The 14,308-nt window shown below is 41.2% G+C and carries 17 protein-coding genes and 1 other annotated feature; of the genes, 16 read left to right on the forward strand and 1 reads right to left on the reverse strand.

Annotated elements, in window-relative coordinates; translation table 11 throughout:
- The first annotated feature begins 148 nt into the window (after positions 1–148).
- The 10 genes from HT709_RS11965 to HT709_RS09740 all read left to right on the forward strand — a co-directional run bounded on the left by HT709_RS11965 (position 149) and on the right by HT709_RS09740 (position 8,035).
- Positions 149–367, forward strand: a complete 219-nt coding sequence (locus tag HT709_RS11965) for a hypothetical protein (protein ID WP_033605204.1) — start codon at positions 149–151, stop codon at positions 365–367.
- A 32-nt stretch (positions 368–399) separates the two neighbouring features.
- Entirely contained in the window at positions 400–987 is a 588-nt protein-coding gene (locus HT709_RS09700) for an ABC transporter ATP-binding protein (protein WP_172925721.1), read from the forward strand.
- Between the two features lie 3 nt (positions 988–990).
- Complete coding sequence (locus tag HT709_RS09705) at positions 991–2,175, forward strand: hypothetical protein (protein ID WP_054388233.1); 1,185 nt, start codon at positions 991–993, stop codon at positions 2,173–2,175.
- Positions 2,176–2,338: 163 nt separating this feature from the next.
- Positions 2,339–2,470, forward strand: a sequence feature (ribosomal protein L20 leader region).
- Positions 2,471–2,485: 15 nt separating this feature from the next.
- Positions 2,486–3,016, forward strand: coding sequence for a translation initiation factor IF-3 (infC, locus tag HT709_RS09710; RefSeq protein WP_000848180.1), 531 nt, complete (start codon positions 2,486–2,488; stop codon positions 3,014–3,016).
- A gap of 32 nt (positions 3,017–3,048) precedes the next feature.
- Positions 3,049–3,249, forward strand: coding sequence for a 50S ribosomal protein L35 (gene rpmI / locus HT709_RS09715; RefSeq protein WP_001125943.1), 201 nt, complete (start codon positions 3,049–3,051; stop codon positions 3,247–3,249).
- A gap of 51 nt (positions 3,250–3,300) precedes the next feature.
- Entirely contained in the window at positions 3,301–3,660 is a 360-nt protein-coding gene (gene rplT, locus HT709_RS09720; RefSeq protein WP_000124834.1) for a 50S ribosomal protein L20, read from the forward strand.
- 57 nt (positions 3,661–3,717) lie between these two features.
- Positions 3,718–4,098, forward strand: coding sequence for a VOC family protein (locus HT709_RS09725; RefSeq protein WP_000157159.1), 381 nt, complete (start codon positions 3,718–3,720; stop codon positions 4,096–4,098).
- Positions 4,099–4,345: 247 nt separating this feature from the next.
- The gene (locus HT709_RS09730) at positions 4,346–5,146 is read left to right on the forward strand and encodes a dihydroorotate dehydrogenase electron transfer subunit (RefSeq protein ID WP_172925722.1); all 801 of its coding nucleotides are present in this window, start codon (positions 4,346–4,348) and stop codon (positions 5,144–5,146) included.
- Positions 5,147–5,156: 10 nt separating this feature from the next.
- Positions 5,157–6,095, forward strand: coding sequence for a dihydroorotate dehydrogenase (locus HT709_RS09735; RefSeq protein WP_172925723.1), 939 nt, complete (start codon positions 5,157–5,159; stop codon positions 6,093–6,095).
- A 41-nt stretch (positions 6,096–6,136) separates the two neighbouring features.
- Positions 6,137–8,035 carry a glucosaminidase domain-containing protein gene (locus tag HT709_RS09740; RefSeq protein ID WP_172925724.1) on the forward strand — a complete coding sequence of 633 codons (1,899 nt, stop codon included), beginning with the start codon at positions 6,137–6,139 and terminating at the stop codon, positions 8,033–8,035.
- Positions 8,036–8,095: 60 nt separating this feature from the next.
- Here the strand turns inward: HT709_RS09740 and pavA are convergent, their stop codons facing one another.
- The gene (gene pavA / locus HT709_RS09745) at positions 8,096–9,751 is read right to left on the reverse strand and encodes an Rqc2 family fibronectin-binding protein PavA (RefSeq protein WP_031233604.1); all 1,656 of its coding nucleotides are present in this window, start codon (positions 9,749–9,751) and stop codon (positions 8,096–8,098) included.
- A 104-nt stretch (positions 9,752–9,855) separates the two neighbouring features.
- On the opposite strand from pavA, the gene ybeY reads away from it, so the two are divergent.
- From ybeY to HT709_RS09775, 6 genes are all read left to right on the forward strand, one after another.
- The gene (ybeY, locus tag HT709_RS09750; protein WP_000275158.1) at positions 9,856–10,353 is read left to right on the forward strand and encodes an rRNA maturation RNase YbeY; all 498 of its coding nucleotides are present in this window, start codon (positions 9,856–9,858) and stop codon (positions 10,351–10,353) included.
- Entirely contained in the window at positions 10,334–10,729 is a 396-nt protein-coding gene (locus HT709_RS09755; protein ID WP_000378166.1) for a diacylglycerol kinase, read from the forward strand. Before ybeY ends, HT709_RS09755 begins: the two co-directional genes overlap by 20 nt.
- 16 nt (positions 10,730–10,745) lie before the next feature.
- Positions 10,746–11,645 (forward strand): GTPase Era, encoded by a 900-nt coding sequence (gene era, locus HT709_RS09760; protein ID WP_050208736.1) that lies wholly within the window; start codon positions 10,746–10,748, stop codon positions 11,643–11,645.
- A 48-nt stretch (positions 11,646–11,693) separates the two neighbouring features.
- Positions 11,694–12,518 (forward strand): DNA-formamidopyrimidine glycosylase, encoded by an 825-nt coding sequence (gene mutM / locus HT709_RS09765; protein WP_172925725.1) that lies wholly within the window; start codon positions 11,694–11,696, stop codon positions 12,516–12,518.
- The gene (gene coaE / locus HT709_RS09770; protein ID WP_101514785.1) at positions 12,518–13,123 is read left to right on the forward strand and encodes a dephospho-CoA kinase; all 606 of its coding nucleotides are present in this window, start codon (positions 12,518–12,520) and stop codon (positions 13,121–13,123) included. Before mutM ends, coaE begins: the two co-directional genes overlap by 1 nt.
- Positions 13,110–14,308 (forward strand): multidrug efflux MFS transporter (locus tag HT709_RS09775; protein WP_172925726.1); only part of this gene is annotated, 1,199 nt, incomplete at its 3' end. The genes coaE and HT709_RS09775, both read left to right, overlap by 14 nt.

Consider the following 14,308-nt stretch of genomic DNA (forward strand, 5'->3'; position numbering starts at 1 on the left):
TAGTTTTGCAGGAAGTCTAGTAGTAAAATAAACTAAAAATCTGTTGCATAATAATGATAAAAACGATATAATGAAAGCGTCTTCGATATTGATGATATAAAATCATTAAAAATTAGCAAAAATCGTTTAATTAGTTAGTTTATAATCTATTGGTCTTCTTCAGTCCAGTGTATCTGCTAAGACCGTTCTTAAAAGTTATCGCTATGATTGGAATACCTACTATAGGTATAGTATGAATTACCACAGATATGGATATATTGTCATTCCGGAATGGTCTTCTTATTATAGCTATTCTGAGTATAAAGTTGGCGGAGGCTGGAACTACGATCGTTATGAGGTAGTAAACCATTACAAAGGAGGCTATTGATCCTTAAAGAGTGAGAAAAAGGAGGACTGGATATGTTACAGCTTACTCATGTGACCTTAAAAACGCGACAAGTCATCTTGCAAGATGCGGATTTCACCTTTAATAAAGGCAGGGTTTATGGTGTTCTCGCTATCAATGGCTCTGGAAAGACGACCCTGTTCCGCGCCATTAGCAACTTAATCCCCATAAGTAGTGGAAATATCGCAGTCTCTCCTTCTTTATTTTATTATGAGAGTGTTGAATGGCTGGATGGAAACTTAAGTGGGATGGACTATCTTCGCCTTATAAAAAGCATCTGGAAGTCAGACCTGAACTTGAGGGATGAAATCGCCTACTGGGAAATGTCTGACTATATCAGCCTTCCCATTCGCAAGTATTCCCTAGGCATGAAGCAACGCTTGGTGATTGTCATGTATTTCCTCAGTCAGGCCAAATGCTGGCTTATGGATGAAATTACAAATGGCTTAGATGAGTATTATCGACAGAAGTTTTTTGATAGGCTGGCACAAATCGATAGACAAGAGCAGCTGGTTCTTTTAAGTTCCCACTATAAGGAAGAGTTGGTTGATGTCTGCGATAGAGTAGTAACCATTCATCAGGGGCAGATAGAAGAGGTTTAGTTTATGAAAGATGTTAGTCTATTTTTATTGAAAAAAGTTTTCAAAAGTCGTTTAAACTGGATTATCTTACTTTTATTTGCATCTGTACTCGGTGTTACCTTTTATTTAAATAGTCAGACTGCAAACTCACACAGCTTGGAGAGCGAGTTGGAAACCAGTGTTGTAAAATATGAGAGAATCATCAATGAAAATGAAGTGAAGCTTTCCCAAATGTCTGACACCAGCTCGGAGGAATACCAGAGTGTTAAAAGTAATTTAGACTTGCAAAAAAATTTTTTAACGCAAAAGAAAGAAATTTTGAATTTACTAAAAGAAGGACGATGGAAAGAAGCCTATTATTTGCAGTGGCAAGATGAAGAGAAGAATTATGAAGTTATGTCAAATGAACCGACTGCTAGCTCTGACTTTAAAATGGCGGTTGACCGCCAACGAAAGATTTACCAAGCCCTGTATCCCTTGAACATAAAAGCACATACTTTGGAGTTTCCGACCCACGGGATTGACCAGATTGTCTGGATTTTAGAGGCTATCATCCCAAGCTTGTTTGTGGTTGCTATTATTTTTATGCTAACGCAACTATTTGCAGAAAGATATCAAAATCATCTGGACACAGCTCAGTTATATCCTTTTTCAAAAGTGACATTTGCTTTATCCTCTCTTGGAGTTGGAGTGGGCTATGTAACTGTGCTGTTTATCGGAATCTGTGGATTTTCTTTTCTAGCGGGAAGTCTGATAAGTGGTTTTGGACAGTTAGATTATCCCTACCCAATTTATAGCTTAGCGAATCAAGAGGTAACTATTGGAAAGATACAAGATGTGTTATTTCCTGGCTTGTTCTTAGCTTTCTTAGCCTTTATCGTCATTGTGGAAGTCGTGTATTTGATTGCTTACTTTTTCAAGCAAAAAATGCCTGTCCTTTTTCTTTCACTCATTGGGATTGTTGGCTTATTGTTTGGCATCCAAACCATTCAGCCTCTTCAAAGGATTGCACATCTGATTCCCTTTACTTACTTGCGTTCAGTGGAGATTTTATCTGGAAGATTACCTAAGCAGATTGATAATGTCAATCTAAATTGGAGCATGGGGATGGTCTTACTTCCTTGCTTGATTATCCTTTTGCTATTGGAAATTCTATTTATTGAAAGATGGGGAAGTTCACAGAAAAAAGAATTTTTTAATAGATTCTAGCTTTCCTATAGGTAGGGAAAATAAGTAAAAACTAACATAGAGAGGGAATCAACTTGATTCTCTCTTTTTGATTCGAAAACCAAACCAAAATACAAACACAAACTTTTCAAAAAATAACTTTTTATCTTGACAAGAGCTAGAAAACTTGGTATCATATAAAAGTTGAGAAAAGCAGAAGTGAGAGCTTCTCGCCTTGTGACATTAAGTTGCCTGGCCCTACGGATGAAAAGTTTCGAAGAAACGCTATCATAACGTGCGGGCTTGTATATTTACGAGTCCGCTATTGTTTTTCTCTAATAAAACAAAAGAGGTGAAAACCATAGCAAAGCAAGACTTATTCATCAATGATGAGATTCGTGTACGTGAAGTTCGCTTGATTGGTCTTGAGGGAGAACAGCTAGGCATCAAGCCACTCAGTGAAGCGCAAGCTTTGGCTGATAACGCTAATGTTGACCTAGTATTGATTCAACCCCAAGCCAAACCGCCTGTTGCAAAAATTATGGACTACGGTAAGTTCAAATTTGAGTACCAGAAGAAGCAAAAAGAACAACGTAAAAAACAAAGCGTTGTTACTGTGAAAGAAGTTCGTCTAAGTCCAACAATTGACAAGGGTGACTTTGATACAAAACTTCGTAATGCACGTAAGTTCCTTGAAAAAGGAAATAAAGTTAAGGTATCTATTCGCTTTAAGGGTCGTATGATTACCCATAAAGAGATTGGTGCAAAAGTTTTAGCCGAGTTTGCTGAAGCAACTCAAGATATTGCCATCATCGAACAACGTGCTAAAATGGATGGACGTCAAATGTTCATGCAATTGGCGCCAGCGACTGACAAAAAATAATTGTCAGAAAGTTAAATAAAGGAGAAAAAATCATGCCAAAACAAAAAACACACCGCGCATCAGCTAAACGTTTCAAACGTACAGGTTCTGGTGGACTTAAACGTTTCCGTGCTTACACTTCTCACCGTTTCCACGGAAAAACTAAGAAACAACGTCGTCATCTTCGTAAAGCATCTATGGTGCATTCAGGAGATTACAAACGTATCAAAGCAATGCTTACTCGCTTGAAATAATAGCTTGACTGTAAGTAAATAATTCTAGGAAATATTTGGAGGAAATAAAACATGGCACGTGTTAAAGGTGGCGTTGTATCACGCAAACGTCGTAAACGTATTCTTAAATTAGCAAAAGGTTACTATGGAGCTAAACACATCTTGTTCCGTACTGCAAAAGAACAAGTAATGAACTCTTACTACTATGCATACCGTGATCGTCGTCAGAAAAAACGTGACTTCCGCAAATTGTGGATCACTCGTATCAACGCGGCAGCTCGTATGAACGGACTTTCATACTCACAATTGATGCATGGTTTGAAATTGGCTGAGATCGAAGTTAACCGTAAAATGCTTGCTGACTTGGCTGTTAACGATGCAGCAGCTTTCACAGCTCTTGCAGATGCAGCTAAAGCAAAACTTGGTAAATAACAACTGATGAGACTGGAAGAGGATTGTCCAGTCTTTTTAAAAATAAAGGAGAAAAATATGGCTTCAAAAATGCTACATACTTGCTTGCGAGTAGAAAATCTTGAAAAATCAATTGCATTCTATCAAGATGCTTTTGGTTTTAAAGAATTGCGTCGCAGAGATTTTCCAGATCATGCCTTCACGATTGTCTATCTAGGTCTTGAGGGTGATGACTATGAGTTGGAATTGACTTATAACTACGATCACGGCCCTTATGTGGTTGGAGATGGCTTTGCTCATATCGCCCTAAGTACACCTGATCTTGAGGTTCTTCATCAAGAGCACAGTGCAAAAGGCTATGAAGTGACTGAGCCAAATGGCCTACCAGGAACTACACCAAACTATTACTTTGTCAAAGACCCTGATGGCTACAAGGTCGAAGTCATTCGTGAAAAATAATCTCATGAGGTCAAGTAGAATGTTCCTTTTCTACTTGACTTTTTTTAGCTGAAAGAGTATACTAATAAAAATTTAACCTTTAAGGGGAGTCCAGAGAGACTCACAAGGTGTCAGATAAAAGAATAGTACAATTTTCTAGAGGAGACTTTTGAGTGTGCTCTCTTCTGTTGTACAATTTTAACTGAGGCCTTGCAATCGCAAGGTCTTTTCTTTGTCTGGTCCCCTTAAAATTTAAGGAGGAAAAGTCATGAATCCCACATGTAAGAAACGTTTGGGTGCCATTCGTTTGGAAACCATGAAGGTGGTTGCACAGGAGGAAATCGCGCCAGCAATCTTTGAACTAGTCTTAGAAGGAGAAATGGTTGAAGTCATGCGAGCAGGACAATTTCTACATCTGCGTGTGCCTGATGATGCCCATCTTTTGCGTCGTCCTATTTCAATTTCGTCTATCGATAAGGTTAAGAAGCAGTGTCATCTCATTTACCGAATTGAGGGAGCTGGGACAGCTATTTTCTCAACCCTAAGTCAGGGAGATACTCTTGATGTGATGGGGCCTCAGGGAAATGGTTTTGACTTGTCTGACCTTGATGAGCAGAGCCAGGTTCTCCTTGTTGGTGGGGGGATTGGTGTTCCGCCCTTGCTTGAGCTTGCTAAGGGATTGCATGCGCGTGGTGTGAAAGTAGTGACTGTCCTTGGCTTTGCTAATAAGGATGCTGTTATTTTGAAAACGGAATTGGCTCAGTATGGTCAGGTCTTTGTAACGACAGATGATGGTTCTTATGGCATCAAGGGAAATGTTTCCGTTGTTATCAATGATTTAGATAGTCAGTTTGATGCTGTTTACTCGTGTGGGGCTCCAGGAATGATGAAGTATATCAATCAAACCTTTGATGATCACCCAAGAGCCTATCTATCTCTGGAATCTCGTATGGCTTGTGGGATGGGGGCTTGCTATGCCTGCGTCCTAAAAGTACCAGAAAGCGAGACGGTCAGCCAACGCGTCTGTGAAGATGGTCCTGTTTTCCGCACAGGAACAGTTGTATTATAAGGAGAAAATTATGACTACAAATCGTTTACAAGTTTCTCTACCAGGCTTGGATTTGAAAAATCCGATTATTCCAGCATCAGGCTGTTTTGGTTTTGGTCAAGAGTATGCCAAGTACTATGATTTAGACCTTTTGGGTTCTATTATGATCAAGGCGACAACCCTTGAACCCCGTTTTGGCAATCCAACTCCAAGGGTGGCAGAAACACCTGCTGGCATGCTCAATGCAATCGGTTTGCAAAATCCTGGTTTGGAAGTTGTTTTGGCTGAAAAGTTACCTTGGCTGGAAAGAGAATATCCAAATCTTCCTATTATTGCTAATGTGGCCGGTTTTTCAAAACAAGAGTATGCGGCTGTTTCTCATGGGATTTCCAAGGCAACTAATGTAAAGGCTATCGAGCTCAATATTTCTTGCCCCAATGTTGACCACTGTAACCACGGACTTTTGATTGGTCAAGACCCAGATTTGGCTTATGATGTGGTGAAAGCAGCTGTGGAAGCGTCTGATGTGCCAGTTTATGTCAAATTAACCCCTAGTGTGACCGATATTGTTACTGTCGCAAAAGCTGCAGAAGATGCGGGAGCCAGTGGATTAACCATGATCAATACTCTAGTTGGAATGCGCTTTGAACTCAAAACCAGAAAACCAATCTTGGCCAATGGAACAGGTGGAATGTCTGGTCCAGCAGTTTTTCCAGTAGCCCTCAAACTCATCCGACAAGTAGCCCAAACAACAGACCTGCCTATTATTGGAATGGGGGGAGTGGATTCGGCAGAAGCTGCCCTAGAAATGTATCTGGCTGGAGCATCTGCTATCGGAGTTGGAACAGCTAACTTTACCAATCCTTATGCCTGCCCTGACATCATCGAAAATTTACCAAAAGTCATGGATAAATACGGTATTAGCAGTCTGGAAGAACTCCGTCAGGAAGTAAAAGAGTCTCTGAGGTAAACTGCAATCAATCTGTTCTTGATTTTTTATTAGTTTGTAATATGAATTTAGGAGAATTTTGGTACAATAAAATAAATAAGAACAGAGGAAGAAGGTTAATGAAGAAAGTAAGATTTATTTTTTTAGCTCTGCTATTTTTCTTAGCTAGTCCAGAGGGTGCAATGGCTAGTGATGGTACTTGGCAAGGAAAACAGTATCTGAAAGAAGATGGCAGTCAAGCAGCAAATGAGTGGGTTTTTGATACTCATTATCAATCTTGGTTCTATATAAAAGCAGATGCTAACTATGCTGAAAATGAATGGCTAAAGCAAGGTGACGACTATTTTTACCTCAAATCTGGTGGCTATATGGCCAAATCAGAATGGGTAGAAGACAAGGGAACCTTTTATTATCTTGACCAAGATGGAAAGATGAAAAGAAATGCTTGGGTAGGAACTTCCTATGTTGGTGCAACAGGTGCCAAGGTAATAGAAGACTGGGTCTATGATTCTCAATACGATGCTTGGTTTTATATCAAAGCAGATGGACAGCACGCAGAGAAAGAATGGCTCCAAATTAAAGGGAAGGACTATTATTTCAAATCCGGTGGTTATCTACTGACAAGTCAGTGGATTAATCAAGCTTATGTGAATGCTAGTGGTGCCAAAGTACAGCAAGGTTGGCTTTTTGACAAACAATACCAATCTTGGTTTTACATCAAAGAAAATGGAAACTATGCTGATAAAGAATGGATTTTCGAGAATGGTCACTATTATCTCAAATCTGGTGGCTATATGGCAGCCAATGAATGGATTTGGGATAAGAAGTCATGGTTTTATCTCAAATCTGATGGCAAAATGGCAGATAAAGAATGGTTATACGATTCTAAAAGTCAAGCCTGGTACTACTTCAAATCTGGTGGCTACATGGCAGCCAATGAATGGATTCGGGATAAGGAGTCATGGTTTTACCTCAAGTCTGATGGCAAAATGGCTAAAAAAGAATGGGTCTACGATTCTCATAGTCAAGCCTGGTACTACTTCAAATCCGGTGGCTACATGGCGAAAAATGAGACAGTAGATGGTTATCAGCTTGGAAGCGATGGTAAATGGCGTGGAGAAAAAGCTACAAATGAAAATGCTGCTTATTATCAAGTAGTACCAGTCACAGCAAATATCTATAATGCAGATGGTGAAAAGCTCTCCTATATATCGCAAGCTAGTGTTGTTTGGCTAGATAAGGATAGAAAAAGTGATGACAAGCGCCTGGCTATTACTATTTCTGGTTTGTCAGGCTATATGAAAACAGAAGATTTACAAGCGCTAGATGCCAGTAAGGACTTTATCCCTTATTATGAGAGTGATGGCCACCGTTTTTATCACTATGTGGCTCAGAATGCTAGTATCCCAGTAGCTTCTCATCTTTCTGATATGGAAGTAGGCAAGAAATATTATTCGGCAGATGGCCTGCATTTTGATGGTTTTAAGCTTGAGAATCCCTTCCTTTTCAAAGATTTAACAGAGGCTACCAACTACAGTGCTGAAGAATTGGATAAGGTATTTAGTTTGCTAAACATTAACAATAGCCTTTTGGAGAACAAGGGCGCTACTTTTAAGGAAGCCGAAGAACATTACCATATCAATGCCCTTTATCTCCTTGCCCATAGTGCCCTAGAAAGTGACTGGGGAAGAAGTAAAATTGCCAAAGATAAGAATAATTTCTTTGGCATTACAGCCTATGATACGACCCCTTACCTTTCTGCTAAGACATTTGATGATGTGGATAAGGGAATTTTAGGTGCAAGCAAGTGGATTAAGGAAAATTATATCGATAGGGGAAGAACTTTCCTTGGAAACAAGGCGTCTGGTATGAATGTAGAATATGCCTCAGACCCTTATTGGGGTGAAAAAATTGCTAGTGTGATGATGAAAATCAATGAGAAACTAGGTGGCAAAGATTAGTCCTATAATTGGATATGATTTGAGTGAATAGTATGTTAAAAATCCTGATTTTAAGTAAAATCAGGATTTTTTCATGGATGCGATTTTTTCTGGGTCTGGTGTGACACGGAGGGTCTTTTGTCCTGTGTAGGTGACAAAGCCGGGTTTTCCACCAGTTGGTTTGTTGAGTTTCTTGATTTCAATCATATCTACCTGCACCAGATTTGACAGGCGACCTTGAGAGAAGTAGGCAGCTAGTTCTGCTGCTTCTGTCTTGACTTCATCAGATGGGTCAAGATTGCCTGAGATGACAACGTGGCTTCCAGGAATGTCCTTGGCATGGAACCAAAGTTCCTCCTTGCGGGCCATTTTAAAGGTTAGCTCCTCGTTTTGTAGGTTGTTTCGGCCGACATAGATGATGGTTTTGCCATCGCTTGCTAGATATTGTTCTGGTTTTTTGCGTTTCTGGATTTTCTCCCGCTGTCTTCTGCGGATAAAGCCAGTTTGAATCAATTCTTCACGGATTTCAGCGATTTCTTCCAGCCCAGCTTGGTTGAGGACGGTTTCTACACTTTCCAGATAGAGAATAGTGGCCTTGGTTTCCTCAATCAGATCAGTCAAGTATTTGACAGCTTCTTTGAGTTTCTGATACCGTTTAAAATAGCGTTGGGCATTTTGGTTGGGAGTCAAGGCCTTATCAAGCGCAATCGTGATAGGTTGGTTGGTGTAGTAGTTGTCTAGGATAACCTGGTCTTGGTCGTTAGGCACTTGGTGGAGGAAGGTTGTCAGCAATTCTCCTTTTTGACGAAATTCTTCAGCGTTGTCTGTCGCCAGTAACTCTTTTTCCTGCTTTTTCAGCTTATGTCGGTTTTTCTGAAGTTCATTTTCAACACGACGAATGAGTTCACTGGCTTGCTGTTTGACGCGGTCGCGTTCTGCCTTGTCCTTATAGTAGGTGTCCAGCAAATCAGAAAGACTGGTAAAAGGCTCTCCTACTTGATTTTTAAAAGGAACTGGACTGAAGGATGTCTCAGTCAAGCATGGCTGGGTTTCTTGATGGAAAAAGGTACGGAAAGTAGACAGTTTATCACTAACCAGAATCCTTTCCAATTCATTTGCCGTATCGCGTCCCAGACCTTGAAAGAGGCTTTGAAGATTTTTAGCTGTCGTTTCCTGTGTTTGCAGGATTTCAAAGAGTTTCTCGTCCTTGATAGTAAAAGGATTGAGAGATTCCGTACTTGGCGGAGCGATATAGGTCGATCCAGGAAGCAAGGTGCGGTAGCTATTTTGTGAAAAACCAACGTGTTTAATGACTTCGAGAATTTTGTGGCTACTTTTATCAACCAGTAGAATATTACTGTGTTTCCCCATAATCTCGATAATCAGGGTAGCCTGGATATGGTCTCCAATCTCGTTTTTATTGGAAACTGTCATTTCCACAATACGGTCATTTTCCACCTGCTCAATCGACTCAATCAGGGCCCCCTGTAAATACTTTCTCAAAACCATGATAAAGGTAGAAGGTTGGGCTGGATTTTCAAAAGTCGTTTGGGTCAGCTGAATGCGTCCAAAAACGGGATGGGCAGAAAGGAGCAGGCGGTGACTTTGGCGATTGCTGCGGATTTGCAAGACCAACTCTTGTTCAAAAGGCTGATTGATTTTCTGGATGCGACCATTCACTAATTCGCTTCGCAATTCCTCAACTATGTGGTGTAAAAAAAATCCATCAAATGACATCGTTCTCTCCTTGTGATTGTATTCCATAGTATTATATCAAAAAGGTAGAATAAAATCATGGAAATGTGGTATAATAAAGCCAAGTAAAGAGAAACGAGAAGCACATGTATATTGAAATGGTAGATGAAACTGGTCAAGTTTCAAAAGAAATGTTGCAACAAACCCAAGAAATTTTGGAATTTGCAGCCCAAAAATTAGGAAAAGAAGACAAGGAGATGGCAGTCACTTTTGTGACCAATGAGCGTAGTCATGAACTTAATCTGGAGTACCGTGACACCGACCGTCCGACAGATGTCATTAGCCTTGAGTATAAACCAGAATTGGAAATTGCCTTTGACGAAGAGGATTTGCTTGAAAATCCAGAATTGACAGAGATGATGTCTGAGTTTGATGCCTATATTGGGGAATTGTTCATCTCTATCGATAAGGCTCATGAGCAGGCCGAAGAATATGGTCACAGCTTTGAGCGTGAGATGGGCTTCTTGGCAGTACACGGCTTTTTACATATTAACGGCTATGATCACTACACTCCGGAAGAAGAAGCGGAGATGTTCGGTTTACAAGAAGAAATTTTGACAGCCTATGGACTCACAAGACAATAAACGAAAATGGAAAAATCGTGACCTGATATCCAGTTTAGAATTTGCTTTGACAGGTATTTTTACTGCTATCAAGGAAGAACGCAATATGCGAAAACACGCAGTGACGGCTCTAGTGGTCATCCTTGCAGGTTTTGTTTTTCAGGTGTCACGAATCGAATGGCTCTTTCTCCTATTGAGCATTTTCTTGGTAGTAGCCTTTGAGATTATCAACTCTGCTATTGAAAATGTGGTGGATTTGGCCAGTCACTATCACTTTTCCATGCTGGCTAAAAATGCCAAGGATATGGCGGCTGGCGCGGTATTAGTGGTTTCTCTTTTCGCAGCCTTAACAGGCGCATTAATTTTTCTCCCACGAATCTGGGATTTATTATTTTAAACAGTAAGAGGAAATTATGACTTTTAAATCAGGTTTTGTAGCCATTTTAGGACGTCCCAATGTTGGGAAGTCAACTTTTTTAAATCATGTCATGGGGCAAAAGATTGCCATCATGAGTGACAAGGCGCAGACAACGCGCAACAAAATTATGGGAATTTACACGACTGATAAAGAGCAAATCGTCTTTATCGATACGCCAGGAATTCACAAGCCTAAAACAGCTCTCGGAGATTTCATGGTTGAGTCTGCCTACAGTACCCTTCGCGAAGTGGATACCGTCCTTTTCATGGTGCCTGCTGATGAAGCGCGTGGTAAGGGAGACGACATGATTATCGAGCGTCTCAAGGCTGCTAAGGTTCCTGTGATTTTGGTGGTGAATAAAATCGATAAGGTTCACCCAGACCAGCTTTTATCTCAGATCGATGATTTCCGTAACCAAATGGACTTTAAGGAAATCGTTCCAATCTCAGCTCTTCAAGGAAATAACGTCTCTCGTCTAGTGGATATTTTGAGTGAAAATCTGGATGAAGGATTCCAATATTTCCCAGCTGACCAAATCACAGACCATCCAGAGCGTTTCTTGGTTTCAGAGATGGTTCGTGAGAAAGTCTTGCACCTAACTCGTGAAGAGATTCCGCATTCTGTCGCAGTAGTAGTGGATTCTATGAAACGAGACGAAGAGACAGACAAGGTTCATATCCGTGCAACCATCATGGTCGAGCGTGATAGCCAAAAAGGGATTATCATCGGTAAAGGTGGCGCTATGCTTAAGAAAATCGGTAGCATGGCCCGTCGTGATATCGAACTTATGCTAGGAGACAAGGTCTTCCTAGAAACCTGGGTCAAGGTCAAGAAAAACTGGCGCGATAAAAAGCTAGATTTGGCTGACTTTGGCTATAATGAAAAAGAATACTAAGTAGAGGTGGGCTCATGCCTGCTTCTTGTTTTTACAGAAGGAGGACGTATGCCTGAATTACCTGAGGTTGAAACCGTTCGTCGTGGTTTAGAAAAATTGATTCTGGGAAAGAAGATTTCGAGTATAGAAATTCGCTATCCCAAGATGATTAAGACGGATTTGGACGAGTTTCGAAAGGAAGTGCCTGGCCAAGTTGTTGAGTCAATGGGACGTCGTGGAAAATATTTGCTGTTTTACCTAACAGACAAGGTCTTGATTTCCCATCTGCGGATGGAGGGCAAGTATTTTTACTATCCGTACCAGGTTCCTGAACGCAAGCATGCCCATGTTTTCTTTCAGTTTGAAGATGGTGGCATGCTTGTTTATGAGGATGTTCGCAAGTTTGGTACTATGGAACTCTTGGCGCCTGACCTTTTGGATGCCTACTTTATTTCTAAAAAATTAGGTCCTGAACCAAGCGAACAAGACTTTGACTTGCAGATCTTTCAAGATGCCCTAGCCAAGTCCAAAAAGCCTATCAAATCCCATCTCCTAGACCAGACCTTGGTAGCTGGACTTGGCAATATCTATGTGGATGAGGTTCTCTGGCGAGCTCAGGTTCATCCGGCAAGACCTTCCCAGACTTTGACAGCAGCAGAAACGACAGCCATTCATGACCAAACCATTGCTATTTTGGGCCAGGCCGTTGAAAAAGGTGGTTCGACCATTCGGACCTATACCAATGCCTTTGGGGAAGATGGAACCATGCAGGATTTTCATCAGGTCTATGACAAGGCTGGTCAAGAGTGTTCACGCTGTGGGACAGTGATTGAGAAAATCCAACTAGGCGGACGTGGAACCCACTTTTGTCCTCAGTGCCAAAGGAGGGGCTGATGGGAAAAATCATCGGAATCACTGGGGGAATTGCCTCTGGTAAGTCAACCGTGACAAATTTTCTAAGAAAGCAAGGCTTTCAAGTAGTGGATGCCGACGCAGCCGTCCACCAACTACAGAAACCTGGTGGTCGTCTGTTTGAAGCTCTAGTCCAGCACTTTGGTCAAAAAATTATCTTAGAAAATGGAGAACTCAATCGCCCTCTCCTAGCTAATCTCATCTTTTCAAATCCTGAAGAACAGGAATGGTCTAAGCGAATCCAAGGAAAGATTATCCGTGAGGAACTAGCTACGTTGAGAGATCAGTTTGCTCAGACAGAAGAGATTTTTTTCATGGATATCCCCTTACTTTTTGAGCAGAACTACGTCTCTTGGTTTGATGAGACTTGGTTGGTCTATGTGGACCGAGATGTCCAAGTAGAACGCTTAATGAAAAGGGACAACTTGTCCAAAGATGAAGCTGAGTCTCGTCTGGCAGCCCAGTGGCCTTTAGAGAAAAAGAAAGATTTGGCCAGCCATGTTTTAAACAACAATGGGAATCAGGACCAGCTTCTTACTCAAGTGGTCTCCCTGCTTGAGGGAGGTAAGCAAGATGACAGAGATTAACTGGAAGGATAATCTGCGCATTGCCTGGTTTGGTAATTTTCTGACAGGAGCCAGTATTTCCTTAGTTGTGCCTTTTATGCCCATCTTTGTGGAAAATCTAGGTGTTGGGAGTGAGCAAGCTGCTTTTTATGCAGGTTTAGCTATTTCTGTCTCTGCCATTTCCGCGGCGCTCTTTTCTCCTATCTGGGGAATCCTTGCTGATAAATACGGTCGAAAACCCATGATGATTCGTGCTGGTCTGGCCATGACTATCACTATGGGAGGCTTGACCTTTGTGCCAAATATTTATTGGCTAATCTTTCTTCGTTTACTGAATGGTGTATTTGCGGGTTTTGTTCCCAATTCAACGGCCTTGATAGCCAGTCAGGTTCCCAAGGAGAAATCAGGCTCTGCCTTAGGTACTTTGTCTACAGGTGTAGTTGCAGGTACTCTAACTGGTCCCTTTATTGGTGGCTTTATCGCAGAATTATTTGGCATTCGTACAGTTTTCCTACTGGTTGGTAGTTTTCTGTTTCTAGCCGCTATTTTAACTATTTGCTTTATCAAGGAAGATTTTCAACCAGTAGCCAAGGAAAAGGCCATCCCAACAAAGGAATTATTTACATCAGTTAAATATCCCTATCTCTTGGTCAACCTCTTTCTGACCAGTTTTGTCATCCAATTTTCAGCTCAATCGATTGGCCCTATTTTGGCTCTTTATGTACGCGACTTAGGGCAGACAGAGAATCTTCTTTTTGTCTCTGGTTTGATTGTGTCCAGTATGGGCTTTTCCAGTATGATGAGTGCAGGAGTCATGGGCAAGCTAGGTGACAAGGTGGGCAATCATCGTCTCTTGGTTGTCGCCCAGTTTTATTCAGTCATCATCTATCTCCTCTGTGCCAATGCCTCTAGCCCCCTTCAACTAGGACTCTATCGTTTCCTCTTTGGATTGGGAACCGGTGCCTTGATTCCCGGGGTTAATGCCCTACTCAGCAAAATGACTCCCAAAGCCGGCATTTCGAGGGTCTTTGCCTTCAATCAGGTATTCTTTTATCTGGGAGGTGTTGTTGGTCCCATGGCAGGTTCTGCAGTAGCAGGTCAATTTGGCTACCATGCTGTCTTTTATGCGACAAGCCTTTGTGTTGCCTTTAGTTGTCTCTTTAACCTGATTCAATTTCGAACATTATTAGACTTCCTGCGAAACAA

This window comes from Streptococcus sp. 1343 (genome assembly GCF_013277355.1).
GTDB lineage: Bacteria > Bacillota > Bacilli > Lactobacillales > Streptococcaceae > Streptococcus > Streptococcus pseudopneumoniae.